This window comes from Achromobacter sp. HNDS-1, assembly GCF_040084795.1.
Lineage (GTDB): Bacteria > Pseudomonadota > Gammaproteobacteria > Burkholderiales > Burkholderiaceae_B > Achromobacter > Achromobacter ruhlandii.
Window position 1 is genome coordinate 5,540,168 of record NZ_CP157584.1, and the last position, 18,411, is coordinate 5,558,578.

19 protein-coding genes are annotated in these 18,411 nt (G+C 70.1%); 8 read left to right on the forward strand and 11 right to left on the reverse strand.

The features are described from left to right. Positions 1-27: 27 nt before the first annotated feature. Entirely contained in the window at positions 28-2,187 is a 2,160-nt protein-coding gene (locus ABFG95_RS25635; protein ID WP_278992779.1) for a TonB-dependent siderophore receptor, read from the reverse strand. A 138-nt stretch (positions 2,188-2,325) separates the two neighbouring features. Between ABFG95_RS25635 and ABFG95_RS25640 the strand changes: the two genes are divergently transcribed. Continuing rightward, positions 2,326-3,084 (forward strand): helix-turn-helix transcriptional regulator, encoded by a 759-nt coding sequence (locus ABFG95_RS25640; protein ID WP_049074666.1) that lies wholly within the window; start codon positions 2,326-2,328, stop codon positions 3,082-3,084. A 55-nt stretch (positions 3,085-3,139) separates the two neighbouring features. Here ABFG95_RS25640 and ABFG95_RS25645 read toward each other — a convergent pair whose 3' ends face one another. The 3 genes from ABFG95_RS25645 to ABFG95_RS25655 all read right to left on the reverse strand — a co-directional run bounded on the left by ABFG95_RS25645 (position 3,140) and on the right by ABFG95_RS25655 (position 4,848). Beyond that, positions 3,140-3,391, reverse strand: coding sequence for a hypothetical protein (locus ABFG95_RS25645; RefSeq protein WP_175145732.1), 252 nt, complete (start codon positions 3,389-3,391; stop codon positions 3,140-3,142). A gap of 150 nt (positions 3,392-3,541) precedes the next feature. Further along, on the reverse strand, positions 3,542-4,351 hold the full coding sequence (locus ABFG95_RS25650; protein ID WP_238908685.1) for an aminoglycoside phosphotransferase family protein: 810 nt from the start codon (positions 4,349-4,351) through the stop codon (positions 3,542-3,544). Positions 4,352-4,401: 50 nt separating this feature from the next. After that, complete coding sequence (locus tag ABFG95_RS25655; RefSeq protein ID WP_175145545.1) at positions 4,402-4,848, reverse strand: NUDIX hydrolase; 447 nt, start codon at positions 4,846-4,848, stop codon at positions 4,402-4,404. A gap of 287 nt (positions 4,849-5,135) precedes the next feature. Between ABFG95_RS25655 and ABFG95_RS25660 the strand changes: the two genes are divergently transcribed. The 4 genes from ABFG95_RS25660 to ABFG95_RS25675 all read left to right on the forward strand — a co-directional run bounded on the left by ABFG95_RS25660 (position 5,136) and on the right by ABFG95_RS25675 (position 8,956). Continuing rightward, positions 5,136-6,011, forward strand: coding sequence for a LysR family transcriptional regulator (locus ABFG95_RS25660; RefSeq protein ID WP_049074654.1), 876 nt, complete (start codon positions 5,136-5,138; stop codon positions 6,009-6,011). Positions 6,012-6,197: 186 nt separating this feature from the next. Beyond that, positions 6,198-6,977: an aldolase gene (locus ABFG95_RS25665; protein ID WP_049074652.1), complete on the forward strand. Its 780-nt coding sequence runs from the start codon at positions 6,198-6,200 to the stop codon at positions 6,975-6,977. Positions 6,978-7,020: 43 nt separating this feature from the next. Beyond that, positions 7,021-8,349 (forward strand): MFS transporter, encoded by a 1,329-nt coding sequence (locus ABFG95_RS25670; RefSeq protein ID WP_116793352.1) that lies wholly within the window; start codon positions 7,021-7,023, stop codon positions 8,347-8,349. Between the two features lie 7 nt (positions 8,350-8,356). Continuing rightward, the gene (locus ABFG95_RS25675) at positions 8,357-8,956 is read left to right on the forward strand and encodes a 2-hydroxychromene-2-carboxylate isomerase (protein ID WP_238908684.1); all 600 of its coding nucleotides are present in this window, start codon (positions 8,357-8,359) and stop codon (positions 8,954-8,956) included. Between the two features lie 112 nt (positions 8,957-9,068). Here the strand turns inward: ABFG95_RS25675 and ABFG95_RS25680 are convergent, their stop codons facing one another. From ABFG95_RS25680 to ABFG95_RS25695, 4 genes are all read right to left on the reverse strand, one after another. Beyond that, positions 9,069-10,364 carry an ABC transporter substrate-binding protein gene (locus ABFG95_RS25680; RefSeq protein ID WP_211485722.1) on the reverse strand — a complete coding sequence of 432 codons (1,296 nt, stop codon included), beginning with the start codon at positions 10,362-10,364 and terminating at the stop codon, positions 9,069-9,071. A gap of 150 nt (positions 10,365-10,514) precedes the next feature. After that, on the reverse strand, positions 10,515-11,258 hold the full coding sequence (locus ABFG95_RS25685; protein ID WP_049074647.1) for a GntR family transcriptional regulator: 744 nt from the start codon (positions 11,256-11,258) through the stop codon (positions 10,515-10,517). A gap of 12 nt (positions 11,259-11,270) precedes the next feature. Further along, the gene (locus ABFG95_RS25690; protein WP_336728907.1) at positions 11,271-12,878 is read right to left on the reverse strand and encodes an AMP-binding protein; all 1,608 of its coding nucleotides are present in this window, start codon (positions 12,876-12,878) and stop codon (positions 11,271-11,273) included. Between the two features lie 4 nt (positions 12,879-12,882). Next, a complete protein-coding gene (locus ABFG95_RS25695; protein WP_348995058.1) occupies positions 12,883-13,917 on the reverse strand; it encodes a cyclase family protein in 1,035 nt (344 codons plus the stop codon). Positions 13,918-14,075: 158 nt separating this feature from the next. On the opposite strand from ABFG95_RS25695, the gene ABFG95_RS25700 reads away from it, so the two are divergent. Both ABFG95_RS25700 and ABFG95_RS25705 read left to right on the forward strand, forming a co-directional pair. Next, entirely contained in the window at positions 14,076-15,080 is a 1,005-nt protein-coding gene (locus ABFG95_RS25700) for a tripartite tricarboxylate transporter substrate binding protein (protein WP_063580526.1), read from the forward strand. Then, on the forward strand, positions 15,077-15,799 hold the full coding sequence (locus ABFG95_RS25705) for an SDR family oxidoreductase (RefSeq protein ID WP_348995059.1): 723 nt from the start codon (positions 15,077-15,079) through the stop codon (positions 15,797-15,799). Before ABFG95_RS25700 ends, ABFG95_RS25705 begins: the two co-directional genes overlap by 4 nt. 42 nt (positions 15,800-15,841) lie before the next feature. Here ABFG95_RS25705 and ABFG95_RS25710 read toward each other — a convergent pair whose 3' ends face one another. Then, positions 15,842-16,222, reverse strand: a complete 381-nt coding sequence (locus ABFG95_RS25710; protein ID WP_348995060.1) for a hypothetical protein — start codon at positions 16,220-16,222, stop codon at positions 15,842-15,844. Continuing rightward, positions 16,219-17,211, reverse strand: a complete 993-nt coding sequence (locus ABFG95_RS25715; protein WP_080977450.1) for an AraC family transcriptional regulator — start codon at positions 17,209-17,211, stop codon at positions 16,219-16,221. Before ABFG95_RS25715 ends, ABFG95_RS25710 begins: the two co-directional genes overlap by 4 nt. Here ABFG95_RS25715 and ABFG95_RS25720 point away from each other — a divergent pair. Further along, entirely contained in the window at positions 17,206-17,910 is a 705-nt protein-coding gene (locus tag ABFG95_RS25720) for a DJ-1/PfpI family protein (protein ID WP_063580529.1), read from the forward strand. The two genes, ABFG95_RS25715 and ABFG95_RS25720, sit on opposite strands and share 6 nt — an antisense overlap. Here the strand turns inward: ABFG95_RS25720 and ABFG95_RS25725 are convergent. Next, entirely contained in the window at positions 17,867-18,349 is a 483-nt protein-coding gene (locus ABFG95_RS25725; RefSeq protein WP_054416050.1) for an Lrp/AsnC family transcriptional regulator, read from the reverse strand. The genes ABFG95_RS25720 and ABFG95_RS25725 overlap by 44 nt on opposite strands. Positions 18,350-18,411: the final 62 nt, after the last annotated feature.

Consider the following 18,411-nt stretch of genomic DNA (forward strand, 5'->3'; position numbering starts at 1 on the left):
GTTGTCGGACCGGACCCCATGCGCGCGTCAGTACGTGGCGCGCAGCGTCAGCATCACGTTGCGCGGTTCGCCGTAGATGCCGTAGAAGTTGGACGGCACGCGGGCGTAGTAGTGGCGGTCGAAGACGTTGTTCAGCGTCAGCGAGGCGTCCAGGTTGCGGTTCACCTTGTAGCCGATCTGCGCGTCGACCACCGCGTAGCCGCCTTGCCAGGAGACGTTGTTGCGGCTGGTGCGGCTCTGCGTGCGCACGCCGCCGCCGACGCGCCAGCCCGGCAGCACGTCGGGCGTGAAACGATAGGTGGTCCAGACCTTGAACAGATGCTTGGGCGTTTCCGGGTTGACGATCTGGCCTTCCTGCGTCGGGTCGGACAGGTAGCGGGTCTGCAGGTAGGTGTAGCCGGCGTACAGGTCCCAGTTGGGCAGCAGGCGGCCGCTGACCTCGGCCTCGACGCCCTGGCTCTGGGCCTCGCCCTGCGCCAGGTAGCGGCCCGGATTGGCGTCGTCGGGCACCGCGCGGTCCTTGTCGCGGATGCGGAACAGCGCCAGCGAGGCATTGGCCGCGCCGTCCAGGAACTGGCCCTTCAGGCCGATCTCGTACTGCTTGCCGGTGCGCGGCTTGAGCGGCTTGCCGTCGGCCGTCATCTGCCAGGCTTCCGAGAAGGCGTAGATGTCCGAATAGCTGGCGTAGGCCGACAGCCACGAATTCAACTGCGCCACCGCGCCGTAGTAGGGCACGAACTTGCGCACCTCGGGATCGCGCTGCGTGTCGCCGGCCACCGGCAGGATGGCCTGGGTGGCGTTGCGGTACCAGCTCTGGCGTCCGCCCACGATCAGCGTCAGCGGGTCGGCCACGTTGAAGCTCAACTGGCCGTAGACGCCCATCTGGCTGGACTTGGAGTTGTCGCCCGAGGTGTAGGGCAGGTCCGGGTTGGGCACGTCGATGTCATGGATCGACACGTTGCCGAGGCTCATGCCGCCAGAGCGGCTGTCCTGGCGCCGTTCGGCGTAGTTGGCGCCGATCATGGCCTGGTGGGTGCGGCCCAGCAGGCTGAAGGGGCCCGAGGCATGGGTGTCGAAGCCGATCCAGCGGATCTGGTCCTTCTGCGTCTGCAGGCGGTAGCCGGCGCGATCGTTGGCGGGATTGACCGGGCCGTTGACGTAGCCGTAGCGGCTGTCCATGTCGGTCGAGCGGTAGTTCATCGACACCTGGCCGGTCCAGCCATTGGCGAAGCGGTGGCTCAGCTCCGAATAGATTTCCGACAGGGTGGTGTCGCCGCGCGACCAGTCGGTGCCGTAGAAGCCCTTGCGCGGCGAGTCGATGATGTGGCCGTTCGAGTAGATCGACAGGCCGTAGTCGAACGGCGCCTCGCGCTGGCGCTGGTAGGCCGCCGACAGCGTCAGGGTGGTGTTGGCGGTCAGATCGAATTCGAGCGAGCCGTAGGCCAGGCCCTGGCGGTTGTGGGCCTTGTCGAAGAAGAAGTCGCGGTCCTGCGCGGCGAAGCCGGCGCGGGCGCGCACCCGGCCGTCGGCCGTGATGGGGCCGGTCGCGTCCAGCTCGGTGCGGTAGTTGTTCCACGAGCCGGCCATTACCGCGCCGGTCAGGCTGAAGGTGTCCAGCGGCCGCTTGCGCTCCAGGTTGACGGTGCCGGCCGGGCTGCCGAAGCCCTGCAGCAGGCCGGCCGGGCCGCGCAGCACCTCGACGCGGTCGTACAGCGCCAGGTCGAACTGGGGCAGGTATTGCAGCGCGCCGTTGGCGGGCACGCCGTCGAACTGCACGTCGGTCTCGTAGCCGCGCGCGGTGAAGTAGGCGGTGCCGTCGCCATAAGTCATGGCGCTGACGCCGGTGGTTTCGCGCAGCGCGTCCTCCACCGTGACCATGTTCTGGTCGTCCATGCGCTGGCGCGTCACCACCGACACCGAGTTGGGGATGTCGCGCACGTTGGCGCCGGTCTTGCCGACGGTGACGGTATTGGCGGTGTAGGACTGGGAACCCTCTGTCTGGCCGGGATCCGAGAGTTTCTCGGCCGCGCCGGTGACCCGCACGGGACTCAGTTGCGGGACATCGTCGGCGGCGCGGGCCAGGACGGGCAGGCCGGCCTGGGCCAGCAGGGCGGCGGCGAGGGTCAGGCGGAAGGCGGGAAGGCGGCGTGGGACAAATGCGACAGGGGGAAGTGCGGCGGGCGTCATTTTCTTTTGAAAACAATGGGAATCATTTGCATTAATGATAAAAAGCAAGTTCCCTGTTTGCTGGACAGAAAATGTCGAAAAACGGACATAACTGGCTGGATTGCGGTTCTCTCAACCCTTGCTATCGAAATCCCGCCAATGCGTGAGTTTCCCGTCGAGGCGCCGCCGGTGGTGGCGCGCTCGTTCCACTACGAAGATGGCCAGCGGCAAGAGCCGCATTCGCACGAGCGCATCCAGCTGATGTATTCGCCCACCGGCATCATGCGCGTCATGACCGAGGACGGCGCCTGGCTGCTGGCGCCGATGCGCGCGCTGTGGATTCCGCCCGGCGTGGCCCACGAGGTGCGCATGGTCGGCCAGGTGACGATGCGCTCGGCCTTCATCGCGCCGGACGCCGCGCCCTGGCTGTGGAAAGATACCTGCGCGCTGGACGTGGCGCCGCTGATGCGCGAACTGATCCTGGCGCTGAACCAGCCGGCGGCGCGCCACGGGCCGGTGCAGCGGCTGAGCGCCGAGCTGCTGCTGAACCTGCTGGCCGGCACCGAGCGGCAGCATCGCCAGTTGCCGCTGCCGTTCGACCGGCGCCTGCGCAAGGTCTGCGCCGCCGTGCTGCAGGCGCCCGGCAACGACGACACGCTGGAGCAGTGGGGCGAACGGATGGGCGCCAGCGCGCGCACGCTGGCGCGGCGCATGAAGGACGAGACCGGCATGAGCTTTCACAACTGGCGCCTGCAGGTGCGCATCGACGAAGGCATCTGCCGGCTGCTGCAGGGGCAGTCGGTGGTGAGCGTGGCGCGGGCGCTGGGATATGCCAGCGCCAGCGCCTTTGTCTACATGTTCCGCAACGTCATGGGCGTGTCGCCGACCCGGTATCTGGAGCAGATCGCGGGCGGATGAGCCTCGGGCGGGACGGACGCGGCGTGACCGGCGCGCTCAGGGGGGCGGGCCCGGGTCAGTTGGTGTTGATCCATTCCTGCGTGTCGCGGATGAACCAGGGCAGGTTGAGCCGTTCTCCCTCGCCGGACTGGATGGTCAGGCGCTGGTCCGATGCGCCCGGGGCGCCCGCCGCGCCCTGCGCCTGCGGGGCCGGCCGACTGCGGTATTGCAGGTCGGTCTGCGCGGGCGTCCGGCTCGCGCACGCGGTGATCGACGCGCAGGCGATCACCGCGAGGAGGGGCCGCAGTGTTGAACGTAGGGTATTTATGATTCGGGTTCCTGCTGGCGGCACCGGCCGACGTGCCAGGCAATCAAGGCCGCTTTTCCATACCCTACTCGCAATACGCGCCGGATCACACCGGCTGGTCGTTTCATCGTATTTCCGCGCCGGCGGCGCGCGCGTCCTTGACGGGCCGCGCTAGCCTTCCAGCAACGACAGCGCCTGCCGCGCGATCTCCAGGTCGATGGCGGCGTCGTCGCCGTCGCCCATGTACCAGGCCGCCGAGAGCCCGCACCAGGCCACCACCCATTGCAGCAGCCGGCGGCGCTCCAGTCCCGACTCCTCCAGCACGATCCCGAGCCTGCGTTCGAAACGGCCCGGCACGATGGCCACGGGCGGCTCCGGGTCGGCCAGGTCGGGGTTGCAGAAGATGTTGGCGTAGTCGAAGGCGCGCTCGCCATGGAGCCGCTTGGGGTCGATCACCAGCCAGCCGCGCGTGCCGAAGTCGAGGATGTTGTCATGGTGCACGTCGCCGTGCAGCACCACCGGGTCGCGCGGATCGTCCAGCAGCGCGCGGGCGTGGCGCGCGCTGTGCGCCAGGATGCCGCCGCGGGCCCGCGCCATCGGCCACAGTTCGACGAACCATTCCTCCAGCGGCCGCAGCGGCGGCAGCGGCCGGGCGCGCGGCGCGTGCAGTTCGCGCAGCACGCCGCAGAGGATGCGGGTGGCCTCGTCGTCGCGGCCGTTGCGGGCGTACTCGGCGAGCGAACGCGTGCCCGTGGCGCGTTCGAGCAGGATCGCGTCGCCCTCGTGCGCCAGCACTTGCGCGGCGCCTTGGCCGTCCCACCAGGTCATCAGCACGCCGCCCTGGCGCTCGTCTTCCTCGACCGCGACCTTCAGCATCGCGGGCACGCCGGCCTGGCGCACTGGCAGCAGCCGGGCGGCATGGGTCGTGATGGGAGCGCCGTCGGGCACGAGGTTCCAGCGGGACAGGTAGGGTTCGAACATGGGGCGGACGCGGAGGGCGCCGGATCGTCGGCAACGGAACGGCTACGGTATCAGAGAATGCCGGCCTCCGCGGCCAGCGCCGCCGCCTTGCGCGCCAGCGCCGCTACGCCGAAGCTGGTGGCCAGGGTGTGGCCGTCCAGTTCAGCCAGCGGCACCCAGCGCGCGTCCATCGCATCATCGCCGGCCACCGGCTCGCCGGCCTGCCAGCGGCACAGCACCGCGATCAGGATGTAGTGCCGCCGCAGCGCGCCGGCCTCGTCATGGTCGAACACGTCGACCGCGTCGAAGACTTGCAGCGGCCGCGCGCGCACCCCGCATTCCTCGAACAGTTCGCGCGCGGCGGCATCCTCGAGCCGTTCGGCGGCTTCGATCTTGCCGCCGGGAAAGGCCCAGCGGCCCTGGTCGGGCGGGTTGGCGCGCCGCACCAGCAGCACATGGCCATCGCGCACCACGGCGGCGATGGTGGCGGGGATGGGACGCGAGGCGGGGGTTGTCATGTCGGTTGTCCTTGGGCGTGGGCCGTTGGCGCTGGGCGGGGAGCCCCGCCGTCCACGCCCACTTCGTCGAGGCATTCGAGCGCGTTGGCGGTGGCGGCATCGCGCTGCGATTGGGCCATGAACGTTCCGGCCCGGCTTGATGAATTATGCCTTCCTGCCCGGCTGAACAGGCGTTAGCGCAAATCCCGGTAGTGGCGGCGCGGCCCTTGATGCACACTGTCTCTGCCGCGCCGATTCGAGCGCGATGAATAACGACAGGGCCCGCGCGGGCCCGCAGGGGAAGCAGCATGGACACGCCGGACCGGCAATTGCGCTATTTCGTGCGCATTGCCGAATTGAAATCGCTCTCGCGCGCCGCCGAGGACCTGGACCAGACCCAGTCCGGCCTGAGCCGGCAGTTGGCGGCGCTGGAGGCCCACGTGGGCAAGCCGCTGTTCGTGCGCACCGGCCGCGGGGTCGAGCTGACCGAGGCGGGTGCGCGCTTGCTGCAAGGCATCCAGCCCGCCTACCGCGCCATCGACCAGGCGCTGGAGGCGGTGCGCCAGCGCGAGGGCGTGACGCAGGGATCGGTGCGGCTGGCCACCGTCCACACGCTCAGCTACTACTTCATGGCCGACGTGGTGGCGCAGTTCGTCAGCAGCCGCGAGCACGTCAACCTGTCGGTCATGGGCCGCAGTTCGCCCGAGGTGGTGACGCTGGTGGAAAGCGGCAAGGCCGACATCGGCTTCGTCTACGACGCCGCCGTGGCGTCGGATGCGCTGGCCTCGACGCCGCTGTTCGACGACGACATGTGCCTGATCGTGCGCGACGGCGTCGCGGCCGAGGACGGCGTGGACCTGGGCGCGATGGCGCTGCGGCTGGTGGGCTTTCCCTCGCACTACGCGCTGCGCAAGATGATCCACAGCGCCGGGCTGCAGCCGGAATTCGTGGCCGAGGCCGAGACCATCGACGCCATGCTCAAGCTGGTGTCCTCGGGGGTGGGCGCCTGTATTCTGCCCTCGCGCATCCCGCAAAAGCTGCTGACCGATTACGGACTGCGCCAGGTCGCCATTGGCAGCCCGGTGCTGCGCCGGCGCGTGGTGGCCATCACGCTGGCGCAACGCCAGCCGCTGCCGCTGGTGCGCGAGCTGCTGGACTGCGCCCGCCGCATCGCGCGGGGCTGAGTCCACGGGGCTGATCCCGCGGCCTCCTCGTTTACCCTCGGGCGGCGCGCTCGGCCCGGGGCGCGGCCGCGTCGAATAGCTGCTATGAGCCCGCCTGCATGGCTCGATGCGGGGGCGCTTTCCATACTGTGCGGCAAGGCGCGGCATCCGTCCGCGCCATCCCGAACCGCATCAGGAGGCGGCAGCATGGACAACACCCTGCGCGAAAAAGCGTACTTCGACACCCGCGCCACCCAGGAGATGGCGCAGCACCTGCGCGCCGTGCCGCGCAGCATCCAGGAGACCATGGCCTACGCCTGCCGCATCCTGGCGATGACCGAGCAGGAGGCCGGCCTGGCCGGCCAGATCAGCGTGCGCTCCGAGCGCCCCGGCGCCTACTGGACGCTGCGCTTCGGCCTGGGCTTCGACGAGGCCACGCCCGCCGACTTCATCGAGGTCGACCGCGACCTGCACACGCTCACGGGCGAAGGCATGGCCAATCCGGCGACGCGTTTCCACCTGTGGGTCTACGAGGCGCGGCCCGACGTGCAATCCATCATCCACACCCATTCGCCCTGGGCCTCGGCGCTGGCGGCGGCGCGCCAGCCGCTGGTGATCGCGCAGATGGACATGACGCCGCTGCACGACGACTGTGCCTTCCTGGGCGAATGGCCCGGGGTGCCGATCGCCGACCAGGAGGGCGTCATCATCTCGGGCGCGCTGGGCGCCAAGCGCGCCATCATCCTGGCGCACCACGGCTACCTGACGGCCGGCGCCAGCTGCGAGGAGGCGACCTACCTGTCGGTCTACCTGGAGCGCGCGGCCCGCATGCAGATCCGCGCGCAGGCCTTCGGTCCGCTGACGCCGGTGGACGACGCGCTGGCGCGCGAGGCGCACGACTACCTGCTCAAGCCGTCGATCGTGCGCGCCACCTTCGACTACTGGTGCCGCCAGACCCACGGCATCGCGCCGCTGCCGGCCCGCTGATACCCAGCCGTACCCATAACGATACTTTCAAGGGGAAGTCACGATGATGACGACCAAGACGCCGCGCGCGCGTTCGCGCCGGGACTACGTAACGGCCGGCCTGGCCAGCATGATGGGCACCACCATCGAGTGGTACGACTTTTTTCTCTACGGCACGGCCGCCGCGCTGATCTTCAACAAGATCTTCTTTCCGTCGTTCGATCCGCTGACCGGCACGCTGGCCGCGTTCGCCACCTATTCGGTGGGCTTTTTCGCGCGGCCGCTGGGCGGGGTGATCTTCGGCCACTACGGCGACAAGATCGGCCGCAAATCGATGCTGCTGATCACGCTGCTGCTGATGGGCGTGCCCACCATCCTGATCGGCCTGATTCCCTCCTACGACCAGATCGGCTACTGGGCCGCGGTGCTGCTGGTGCTGATGCGCTTCCTGCAGGGCATCGCGGTGGGCGGCGAGTGGGGCGGGGCGGTGCTGATGGCGGTCGAGCACGCGCCCGAGGGCAAGAAGGGTTTCTTCGGCAGCCTGCCGCAGGCCGGCGTGGCGCCGGGCCTGATCCTGTCGTCGCTGGCGATGGGCGCGGTGGCCGGCTTGCCGGAGCAGGACATGCTGTCCTGGGGCTGGCGCCTGCCGTTCCTGGCCAGCGTGGTGCTGCTGGCGGTGGGCTGGTTCATCCGCGTCAAGGTGGCCGAGTCGCCCGACTTCGAGCGGATGCGCGAGCAGGGCGCCAAGGTCGAGGTGCCGGTGGCCGAAGTCCTCAAGCACCACCGGCGCGCGCTGTGGACGGTGGTGGGCGCGCGGCTGGCCGAAGTCACCTGGTTCTATACCGTGGTCACGTTTTCGCTGGCGTACGCCACCGGCACGCTGGGCATCCCCCGTTCGGTGATGCTGGACGCCACCATTTGGGGCGCGGCGCTGGCGTTGTTCACCATGCCGCTGTTCGGCATGCTGGGCGACCGCGTCGGCCACAAATGGGTGTTCATGGCCGGCTCGGTCGGCATCCTGGCGTGCGCGCCGCTGTTCTTCCAGTTGCTGGCCACGGGCCAGACCGGCTGGATCATCGTCGCGGTATGCCTGGCGGTGGGATTGGTCTACGCTTGCCTGTACGGCCCGGAGGGCACGCTGTTCTCCAGCCAGTTCCCGGCCGAGGTGCGCTACACCGGCATTTCGCTCGCGGTGCAGGTGTCGGGGGCGATCGGCGGCGGCCTGGCGCCGATCGTCGCGACCTGGCTGCTGGCGCGCGCCGGCGGCGATCCGAAATACGTGGTGTGGTACCTGAGCGCGCTGGGCGTGATCGCGGTGTTCAGCGCCTGGCGCATGCGCGGCGATGCGCCGGCGCGGGCCGAGCTGGGCCTGCCGGCCGGCGCGCGGACCTGAGGACGACATGAAGACCATCGACTATTACTTCTGGATGAATTCCGACTGGGCCTATCTGGGCGCAGACCGGCTGGAGGCCCTGGCGGCGCGCCACCAGGCGCGCATCCGCTACCTGCCGGTGGACCTGCCCGATGTCTACGCACGCACCGGCGGCGTGCTGCTGGGCCAGCGCGCGCCCGAGCGCCAGGCCTACCGGGTGACCGAGCTGGCGCGCTGGTGCCGCAAGCTCGGCATCCACGTCAATCCGACGCCGGCCTACATGTGCCCGGACGCGGGGCTGGCCTCGCGCCTCGTGATCGCGGCCGATGCGCGAGGCCTGCCCGTGGCGGCCTTGTACAAGGCCATCCTGGCGGCCGAATGGTGCGAGGACCGGGATATCTCGTCGCCGGACACGCTGCGCGCCGTCCTGCGGGAACACGGGCTGGATGCCGAGGCGCTGATGGCCGCCGCCGAACAACCGGCGGCGCATCAGGCCTACCGCGACAATACCGACGCGGCGGTGGCGGCTGGCGTGTTCGGTTCGCCGTCGTACATGCATCGCGGCGAACTGTTCTGGGGGCAGGACCGGCTGGATATGCTGGAAGAGGCGATCGCCCGGCCGGCATGAGTCGCGCGCCAGCCCGCCACGCGGTCGCGGCGCGGGCCCGGGCGCGCGGGCAACCGTGTCGGCGCCAGCGCTTCGGGCGGGCCGCCGCCGCGATGGCGGCGCCCGCCGTCGTTCACTTCGCCGCCGCTTTCACCAGCGGGCAGGTGGACTTGGACAGCGGCATGAAGGCCTCGTCGCCCGGCAGCGTCGCCACCAGCTTGTAGTAGTCCCAGGGCCGCTTGGATTCGGCCGGGGTCTTGACCTCGAACAGGTACATGTCGTGCACCATGCGGCCGTCCTCGCGGATGCGGCCGTTGGTGGCGAAGAAGTCATTGATCGGCATGGCCTTCATCTGCTTCATCACCGCGTCCGGCGCGTCGGTGCCGGCCGCCTGCACCGCCTTCAGGTAGTGCATCACCGAGGAATAGGTGCCGGCCTGGCTCATGTTGGGCATTTTCTTGAGCTTGTCGTAGTAGCGCTGCGACCAGGCGCGGGTCTGGTCATTCATGTCCCAGTAGAAGGCCTCGGTCAGCATCAGGCCGGCGGCCGCGTCCAGGCCGATGGCGTGGATGTCGTTGATGTACAGCAGCAGGCCGGCCATCTTCTGGCCGCCTTGTGTCAGGCCGAATTCGCGCGCCGCCTTGATGGCGTTGACCGTGTCGCCGCCGGCGTTGGCCAGGCCGACGACCTGGGCGCGGCTGGCCTGCGCCTGCAGCAGGTACGAGGCGAAATCGCTGGTGCCGAGCGGGTGGCGCGCCGCGCCCAGCACCGTGCCGCCGCGGGCCTTCACCACTTCGGTGGCCGAGGCCTGCAGGGTGTGGCCGAATGCATAGTCGGCGGTCAGGAAGTACCAGCTCTTGCCGCCGCGGTCGACGGTGGCGCGGGCGGTGGTGTTGGCCAGCGACCAGGTGTCGTAGGTGTAGTGCACCGAATAGGGCGAACACAGGTCGTTGGTGATGCGTTCGGTGCCGGGGCCGCTGAAGACCACGATCTTCTTTTTCTCGCGCGCCACCTCCAGCACCGCCAGCGCGGGCGCCGAGCCGGCCACGTCCAGGATGGCGTCGACCTTCTGCGTGTCGTACCACTCGCGGGCGCGGGCGGCGGCGATGTCGGCCTTGTTCTGGTGGTCGACCGCCAGCAGCTCGATCTTCTTGCCCAGCACCGTGCCGCCGAAGTCGTCGATGGCCATCTGCGCGGCGGTGGCGCTGCCCTTGCCGGTCACGTCGGCGTAGACGCCGCTCATGTCCAGGATCAGGCCGAGGCGGACGATGTCGTCGGAGATGGCGGCGGGCGCGGCCTGCGCCAGGGCCGCGCCGCTGAACAGCAGGCTGGCGCCGCAGGCGGCGGCCACGGCTGCCAGGGGTTTGGCCAGCGGGAGGCGGGTTGTCGGGTTACTGCGTTGCTGCGAAATCCGGGGCATGGGGGTCATGGTTGTCTCCATTTATGGTTATGCCGGATGCTTGCGGGTACTGCGGCGCTTGGCTGGAGGGCGGCGCTTTTATAGTGGGATGATCGGATGGCGCGCGGGCAAAGCCGAGGTGTCCGCGCGGCCGCCTGGTGCCTCTGGTTGCGATGCGGCCTAGCGCTGGCTCAACAAGTCGAACTCCATGCGCACCTTGCGGAACGGGAATTCCAGCCGCGCGAAATACACCACGCGGCCGTCGATGCAGGCGTAGCGGCGCAGTTCGGCCACCGGCGAGGACACCGGGATGCGCAGCGATTCGGCCGATTCCTGGCCGGCCTCGATCACGTTGAGCACCTGGCGCGCCTCGCTGATGCGGGCGCCGTAGAACTGGTCCAGCACCGGCGCCACGGTGCTTTTCTGGATGCGGGCGCGGTGCTTGCGAAACAGGCTGCTTTCCAGGAATACCTCGCTGTAGCAGAACGGCCCGGCCTCGGTGGTGTGCACGCGCCGCAGGTACTGGAAACGGCCGCCGCGGTCCGCCGCGCACGGCATGCCCAGGGTGTCGGGCAGCGGCGAGTCGGCGCTCGACTCCACCAGCGATACCGTGCCGAGCTGGTTGCTCAGTTCGACGGTTTCGGCCCAGGTCTTGGGAATCAGCAGCGTCGGCGTCTCGGGCAGGTCGGCGTTGACGAAGGTGCCGGAGCCGCGCGAGCGCCGGATCAGGCCGTCCTGTTCCAGCTGGCCGAGGGCCTGGCGGATGGTGGCGCGCGAGATGCCATAGGTTTCCATCAGCGCTTCCAGCGGCGGGATCTGCTGGCCCGGCCGCCAGGTGCGGTTCTGGATATGGCTGCGAAACAGCGCCGCCGCCTGCAGGTAGAGCGGCTGGGGGCTGTGCGAGAAAAGCGGGCGCGCGGGCATGGGTCGGATCGGTCAGGAGGTGGCGGGGGCGGCGAGCAGGGCGTCGGCCATCTCGCGCAGCCGGTGTTTCTGGATTTTGACCGAATTGGCGCTTTCCACCGAGGGGAACGCGTCCAGCACCGTGAAACCGGCCGGCACCTTGAAGCCGGCCATGGCCTGTCTGCAGGCCGCCGTCCAGCCGGGCGCATCGGCGCTGGCGCCGTCCCGCAGCAGCACGAAGGCGTAGGGCACGGTCTTGCCGTCGCGGATGGCGCCGACCACCTGGCAGGCGCGCACGCCGGGCAGCGACTCCACCATCTGCTCGATCTCGACCGGGTTCACCAGGAAGCCGGACAGGCGCAACGAGTCGCCCATGCGGGTCTGGAACACGAACTGGCGCGGGTTCAGGGTGTAGCCCAGGTCGCCGGTCTTGAAGTAACCGTCGTCGGTGCAGGCGCGGGCGGTGGCCTCGGGGTTGTCCAGGTAGCCGCGCATCAGGCTGGGCGACAGGATTTCCAGTTCGCCCGATTCGCCGTGCGGCAGCACCTGGCCGCTGGCCGGGTCGCGCGCCCGCACGCGGGCCTCGGGATAGATCAGGGTGCCGCCGGGCTGGTGGCGCGCGGCCACGTCGCCTTCGGCGGGGTCGCGCGGCTGGCCGGCGACCAGGGCGATCAGTTCGCTTGACCCATACAGCCCGGTCAGCGGCACGCCGGCCTCGCGCGCCAGATCCAGCATGTGGTCCAGCGCCGGCGTGAAGCTGGCGAAGCCGAACAGCCGCGCCGAGGCGAACGCGCCGGGCGCGCCCGCCCGCATCATGGCGACCAGCGCCTCGTTGTTGGCGTAGGTGTGGGTGACCCGGTGGCGCTGGATCGCGGCGGCCGATTCGGCCGCGTCGAACACCGGCGCGCATACCACCGGCGCGCCGTGCGCCAGGCCGCCCGCCAGCGTGGCAAAGCCGAAGGCGCCGCAGAACGGCGCGCTGGCCAGCACGCGGCTGTGGTCGTCATAGCCGAAGGCGCGCGCCACCGCCGCGCCGTGGCGCAGCAGGGTGCGCTGGTCGTGCAGCACGAACTTGGGCTGTGAGGTGGTGCCGGACGTGGTGAAGCACAGCACGCCCGCGTCGGGCTGGGGCGGCGGGGGCGTGTCGGCGCAGGCGCGCAGCTCGGCGTAGCGGTGCACCGGCTTGCCGCGCAGCGAGGCGGCGATGGGCTCGTCCGTCTCGGACACGGCGACGATGCCTTGCAGCCGCGCCAGCGATTCGGGCGTGACGTCGTCCAGGATGCCCTGGAAGTCGATGCCCTTGAAGCCGGGCCAGAACACCAGCCAGTCGGCGCCGCCGCGGCCCAGGATGTCGGCCAGTTCCCGCGCGCGAAAGCGGGTGTTGACCGCCAGCACTAGCGCGCCCAGGTGGGCGCAGGCCAGGAAGGTCTCGACCCACGCGGCGCAGTTGGGCAGCCATACCGCCACGCGCTGGCCGGGCCGCACGCCGATGCGCGCCAGGCCGGCGGCCAGGGCGCGGCTGCGCGCGCGCAGGTCGGCGTGGCTGATGGCCTGATCGCGGTCGATCAGGGCGGGGCGGTCGGGGTGGTGCGCGGCCAGCGCGTCGAGGTGCCGCGAAAACAGGGCGGGGAGCGACGTCATGGGCCTACACCGTGGCGATGGGGGTCACGGGCGAGCCCACCGCGCCCGGCAGGCGCAGCGGCGGCGCGGTCAGCAGGAAGCGGGTGCGGCCCTGCGCGTGCAGCCAGTCGGCCAGCGCCTTCAGGTACCACAGCTCGGCCAGCGGCACGCCCAGCTTGAACAGGCAGTGATGATGCAGCGGCAGGATCGAATGGCCGGGGCCGGCGGTGCGGGCCGGATAGGCCTCGACCGCGTAGTTGTCGGCGCAGATCGCCGCGATGCCGCTGTCGGTGATCCAGTCCAGCAGCGCCGGATCAGCGCCGTCCAGCACCGCGCCGGTCTGCTCCAGGCGGTGCGGGTCGGGCTGGCCGGCCATCTCCACCAGTGTCTCGGCGAAACCGGTGCGCAGCACCAGCATGTCGCCCGGCTCGACCACCACGCGCTGCTCGCGCATCGCCGCCTGCAGCTGGGTATGGCCCACCAGGGTGCGGCCGGGGCCGAAGGCGCGCGCCAGGTCGACCAGCACGCCGCGGCCCTGCATGCCTTTCTCGGCGTAGCGGTTGATGCCGAGCTTGCGCGCGTACGAGCCGCCCGGCGGGCAGCAGGCGTCGGGCGCGGCATCATCGCCGCCGAACACGTCCACGCCCGCGGCATAACCGTTGTAGTAGACGCGGCGGGCCTGGCCGTCGCCCTGGATGTCGAACTGCGCGCCGACGTGGCACAGGCCGTCCCACTGGGTCGAGTATTGCAGGCTGAGCGTGACCTGGTCATCCGACAGCACGTCGACGGCCTCGGGCTGCAGGCGCGCCATGGCGAAGTTCAGGTAGGGCGTGCCGTCGCGGAAGGTCGGCTTGAGTTGCGGCGGATGGCGGCGCGGGTTGAGCACGTTGCCGCCGGGCAGGTCCAGCGGCAGCGACAGGCAGAAGACCTTGCCGGCCCGCACTTCGCGCACCGCTTGCAGCACTTTCTCTTCGGTCAGCAGGTTCAGGCGGCCGATCTCGTCGTCCGGCCCGAAGTCGCCCCAGGTCGATCCCTCGGGACGGCGCGTCCAGCGTTTCATGGTCTGTCTCCAATGTGTTTTTCGTGTTCTTGTGAATATAGTACGTATTTACGTACTATAGGAAGTGTCCGCATCCCGCGGACGCCCATCGACAGCATCCGCCCCCAGGCGGAGCCAGAAGAAATCCGCCCCGAGCGGATTCGCGAGGAGACAGATCCATGACGCATTCCCTGCACAGGCGCGCCGGGCGGCGCGCGCTGGCCGCTGCGGCGCTGGCCGTGCTGGCCGCCGCCTCGATCCCTGCGGTCCAGGCGGCCGGTTATCCGGAGCATCCCGTCACCGTGGTCGTGCCGTATCCGCCGGGCGGCGGCGCCGACATCTTTGGCCGCGCCATCGCCAACGCGCTGCAGCCGGCGCTCAAGCAGACCGTGCTGGTCGAGAACAAGCCGGGCGCGGGCGGCAACATCGGCATGGCCTACGTGGCGCGCGCCAAGGCCGACGGCTACACCCTGGGCCTGGGCACCATCGGCACCCAGACCATCAACCAGTTCCTCTACAGCAACATGACGTTCGACCCCGAGCGCGACCTGGTGCCGATCGCGCTGGTGTCGACCACGCCCAACGTCATTGCCGTCAGCGCCAAGTCGCCCTACAGGACGGTGGCCGACGTGATCCAGGCGGCGCGCCAGTCCAGGGACAGGAAGCTGACCTACGCCTCGCCGGGCGTGGGGTCGTCGGTGCACCTGACCGGCGCTTATTTCGAGGCCATGGCTGGCGTGACGATGCTGCACGTGCCGTTCAAGGGCACCTCGGCGTCGCTGCCGGCGGTGGCCGGCGGCCAGGTCGACCTGCTGTTCGACAACCTGCCCGGCGCGCTGGCGCAGATCAAGGACGGCAATCTGGTGCGCGGCGTGGCGGTCACGTCGGCCGCGCGCGATCCGTCGCTGCCGGACCTGCCTACCGTGGCCGAGTCCGGCCTGCCGGGTTTCGACGTGACGGCGTGGTTCGCGCTGTACGCGCCGCGCGGCACGCCCGAACCGGTGGTGCGCCAACTGATCGAGGCGGCGCGCAGCGGCCTGGCCACGTCCGCCATCGCCACCAATTTCGCTACCATGGGCGCCCGGCCCGGCACGCTGTTCGGCGCGGATCTGGCTGCGTTCGAGCGCCAGGAGCGCGCCAAGTGGGGCGGCCTCATCAAGGACAAGGGAATCACCGCGCAATGACAACCCCCCTCGCATTGGTCACCGGCGGCAGCCGGGGCATCGGCCGCGCCATCGTCGCGCGTCTGTTGCAGGACGGCTTCGAGGTCGTCAATTTCAGCCGCCGGCCGCCGGCATCGGCGTTGCCCGGCGAGCGCTTCCAGTCGGTGGACCTGGGCGACGCCGCCGCCACGGCCGCGGCGGCCACCGCGCTGGCGGCGGCGCGGCCGGTGCTGCACCTGGTCAACAACGCCGGCATGATCCAGGTCGCCGACATCGAGGCCGTGACCCAGGAGGAACTGGCGCGCATGGTGGCCGTGAACCTGACCGCGCCGCTGCTGTTGATGCAGGCGCTGCTGCCCGGCATGCGTCAGGCCGGCTACGGCCGGGTCGTCAACATCGGCAGCCGCGCCGGCCTGGGCAAGCCGGGCCGCACGGTCTACGGCGCCACCAAGTCCGGCCTGGTGGGCATGACGCGCACCTGGGCGCTGGAACTGGGCAAGGCCGGCATCACGGTCAACACCGTGGCGCCCGGGCCGATCGCCACCGAGCTGTTCGACCAGTCCAACCCGCCGGGCGACCCCAGGACCGTGGCGCTGGAAGCCGCCATTCCGGTCGGCCGCATCGGCCGGCCGGAAGACGTGGCGCACGCCGTGTCCTCGTTCCTGGACCGGCGCGCCGGTTTCATGACCGGGCAGGTGCTGTATGTCTGCGGCGGCATGTCGGTGGGGCTGGCGGGGTAGGACCTTGGCGCGGGCGGGGCGGACCCGGCGGGCGGCCTCGCGTCAGTCGCGCGGGTCCAGCGGCCAGCGGAAAGGCGGCGTGATCTCCACCTGCAACCCCGCGCCGGCCAGCACGGCATGCAGTCGGATGACCTCGAGCGCCAGGACGTTCTCGGCCACCGGCAGGCCCTGGGCGATCAGCGCGCGCGCCTGTTTGACGCCGATGCCCAGCGCCACCGCCAGGCGGGCGATGGCGCGGGCCGGGGCCAGGTCGCCGGGCCGCGCGCGCAGCGTGTAGCGCGTGCAGTCCATGATCGGGTGGTTGGGGTTGGTGGTCGCCACCATCCAGCCGCAGCTGCCGCAGCGCGCGATCAGGCTCAACCCCTGTTCGGTGATGACCTGGGGCTGGCCGCATTCGGGACACGGGGAGGCGGATGCGTTCATGGCGTGCGAGCCGATCCCGGCGGCTGGCCGGCGCTCCCGAGCGCATGGCGCAGGACCTTGCCCGAGGCCCGGCCCGCCGCGCGCAGCGCGCCGTCCCGTTCGCGCCGCAGCTGGCGCAGCACCTCGCTCGGCGTCACGCCGAAATGCGCCGCGAACTTGCGCTGGAAGGTGCGGCGCGACATATGGCAGGCATCGGCCATATCGTCGACGGACCAGCGCGCCGAGAGGCTGGCCTCGATTTTCTCGACCAGATCGCGAAACGGCGCCGCCAACCGGTCCTGCAGGCGCAGTGACTGGCTGTACTGGCGCTGGTCGCCGTCGCGGCGCATGAAGACCACCAGCCGGCGCGCCACATCCTGCGACACCTGGGCGCCCACGTCGCGCTCGATCAGGGCCAGCGCCAGGTCGATGCCGGCGGTCACGCCGGCCGAGGTCCAGATGGCGCCGCTCTCGATGTAGATGCGGTCGTCTTCCACCTTCAGGCCGGGATGCCGCTGGCGCAGGCGGTCCGCGGAGCGCCAGTGGGTGGTGACGCGGCGGCCGTCGAGCAGGCCGGCCGCGGCCAGCAGGAAGGCGCCGGTGCACACGCTGCAGGTGCGGCGCGCCTGCGGGCTGCGGCGGCGCAGCCAGGCCAGCGTCTCGCCGTGCGCGGCGGCCTGGTCGATGCCGGGGCCGCCCGGCACGAACAGCATGTCGATCGGCGCGTCGTCGTCGCTGGCGAAGGTGGCGTTGACCTGCATGCGCAGGCCCTGGTCCCAGGTGCCGACCACCGGCGTGGCCGCGACGGTGCTCAACTGATAGCCGGCGCCGCCTTCATCGTTGGCGCCGCTGAAGGCCTGCCAGGGGCCGGCCAGGTCGAGCGGTTGGAAACCGTCGTACAGCAGGAAGACAATGCGTTTTGGCGCGATCGCGCCCGCATTTGGCGCACGCGCGCCGGCGTGTCGGTCTACGCTGGCGGTTCCGATCCGTGAAGGAGCATCGTCGTGCATGTCAATATTCTCTTGTTCGAAGGGCTGACCCAGCTCGATATGACCGGGCCTTACGAGGTGCTCGCCGCCGCGCCCGGGTTCAGCGTCGATTTTGTCGCAAAAACGCCCGATCCGGTACGCAGCGACCGCGGTCTGCGTTTCGTGCCGACCCAGACCCTGGCGTCGGCGCCGCCCTGCGATCTGCTGGTGGTGCCCGGCGGGCCGGGGACGGATGATGCCATCCTCGACCCGGACTGGGTAGCCTTCACGCGCCGGCAAGCGTTGGGCGCGCGCTACGTCTTCGGCATCTGCACCGGTTCGCTGCTGCTGGGCGCGGCCGGCCTGCTGCGCGGCAAGCGCGCCTCCAGCCATTGGCGCGCGCGCGAACTGCTGGCGCATTTCGGCGCCGTGCCGACCGATGCGCGCTTGTGCGTGGACGGCAACGTCTTCACCGCCGGCGGCGTCACCTCGGGCATCGACATGGCCCTGAAAGTGGTGGCCACGCTGTGCGGCGACGAGGTCGCCAAGCTGATCCAGCTGCAGATCGAATACGACCCCGAGCCGCCATTTCCCGGCGGCACGCCCAGGACCTCGGAACCGGCCATCGTGCAGCGCTACCTGGCGCAGTCGCAGGCGCGCTTCGAACAGCGCAGCGCCAAGGTGCGGCAGGCGGCGCTCAATGTCCCAGGTGGTCCAGCGGCAGCGGACTCTGTGGCTTGACGGTCTGGATCGCGAAGTTGCTGCGGATGTCCTTGACGCCGGGCAGCTTGAGCAGCGTGCCAAGCAGGAAGCGTTCGTAGGCGCGCAGGTCGGGCAGCGCCACCTGCAGCAGGAAGTCGGATTCGCCCGATACCAAATGGGCCGCCACCACTTCCGGCAGGGCGCGGACTTCCTTGCGGAACTGCTCGGCGTCGCGCTCGTGGTGGCGCTCGACCTTGACGCCGACGAACACCGTCAGGCCCAGTCCGACCTCGTCCGGCGCCAGCCGGGCCTCGTAGCCCTGGATCACGCCGGCCTCCTCCAGCAGCCGCACCCGCCGTAGGCAGGGCGAGGGCGACAGGCCGATCTGTTCGGCCAGCTCGACGTTGGTGAGGCGGCCGTTGTGCTGCAGGGCCTCGAGAATGCGCCGGTCATAGGCGTCCAATTGGCGTTTTGGCATGAAATTGGAATTAGGAAGCGTTGATTGGTTCAGTATGCCAATCATGTTATTCCGGTTGGTAT

Coding starts and splice junctions, on each gene's coding strand:
- ABFG95_RS25660 (WP_049074654.1), top strand. CDS start 5,136: ATGGACACGCCGGACCGGCAATTGCGCTATTTCGTGCGCATTGCCGAA.
- ABFG95_RS25680 (WP_211485722.1), bottom strand. CDS start 10,364: ATGACCCCCATGCCCCGGATTTCGCAGCAACGCAGTAACCCGACAACC.
- ABFG95_RS25700 (WP_063580526.1), top strand. CDS start 14,076: ATGACGCATTCCCTGCACAGGCGCGCCGGGCGGCGCGCGCTGGCCGCT.
- ABFG95_RS25690 (WP_336728907.1), bottom strand. CDS start 12,878: ATGACGTCGCTCCCCGCCCTGTTTTCGCGGCACCTCGACGCGCTGGCC.
- ABFG95_RS25640 (WP_049074666.1), top strand. CDS start 2,326: ATGCGTGAGTTTCCCGTCGAGGCGCCGCCGGTGGTGGCGCGCTCGTTC.
- ABFG95_RS25635 (WP_278992779.1), bottom strand. CDS start 2,187: ATGACGCCCGCCGCACTTCCCCCTGTCGCATTTGTCCCACGCCGCCTT.
- ABFG95_RS25705 (WP_348995059.1), top strand. CDS start 15,077: ATGACAACCCCCCTCGCATTGGTCACCGGCGGCAGCCGGGGCATCGGC.
- ABFG95_RS25675 (WP_238908684.1), top strand. CDS start 8,357: ATGAAGACCATCGACTATTACTTCTGGATGAATTCCGACTGGGCCTAT.
- ABFG95_RS25725 (WP_054416050.1), bottom strand. CDS start 18,349: ATGCCAAAACGCCAATTGGACGCCTATGACCGGCGCATTCTCGAGGCC.
- ABFG95_RS25695 (WP_348995058.1), bottom strand. CDS start 13,917: ATGAAACGCTGGACGCGCCGTCCCGAGGGATCGACCTGGGGCGACTTC.
- ABFG95_RS25685 (WP_049074647.1), bottom strand. CDS start 11,258: ATGCCCGCGCGCCCGCTTTTCTCGCACAGCCCCCAGCCGCTCTACCTG.
- ABFG95_RS25665 (WP_049074652.1), top strand. CDS start 6,198: ATGGACAACACCCTGCGCGAAAAAGCGTACTTCGACACCCGCGCCACC.
- ABFG95_RS25650 (WP_238908685.1), bottom strand. CDS start 4,351: ATGTTCGAACCCTACCTGTCCCGCTGGAACCTCGTGCCCGACGGCGCT.
- ABFG95_RS25655 (WP_175145545.1), bottom strand. CDS start 4,848: ATGACAACCCCCGCCTCGCGTCCCATCCCCGCCACCATCGCCGCCGTG.
- ABFG95_RS25715 (WP_080977450.1), bottom strand. CDS start 17,211: ATGCACGACGATGCTCCTTCACGGATCGGAACCGCCAGCGTAGACCGA.
- ABFG95_RS25710 (WP_348995060.1), bottom strand. CDS start 16,222: ATGAACGCATCCGCCTCCCCGTGTCCCGAATGCGGCCAGCCCCAGGTC.
- ABFG95_RS25670 (WP_116793352.1), top strand. CDS start 7,021: ATGATGACGACCAAGACGCCGCGCGCGCGTTCGCGCCGGGACTACGTA.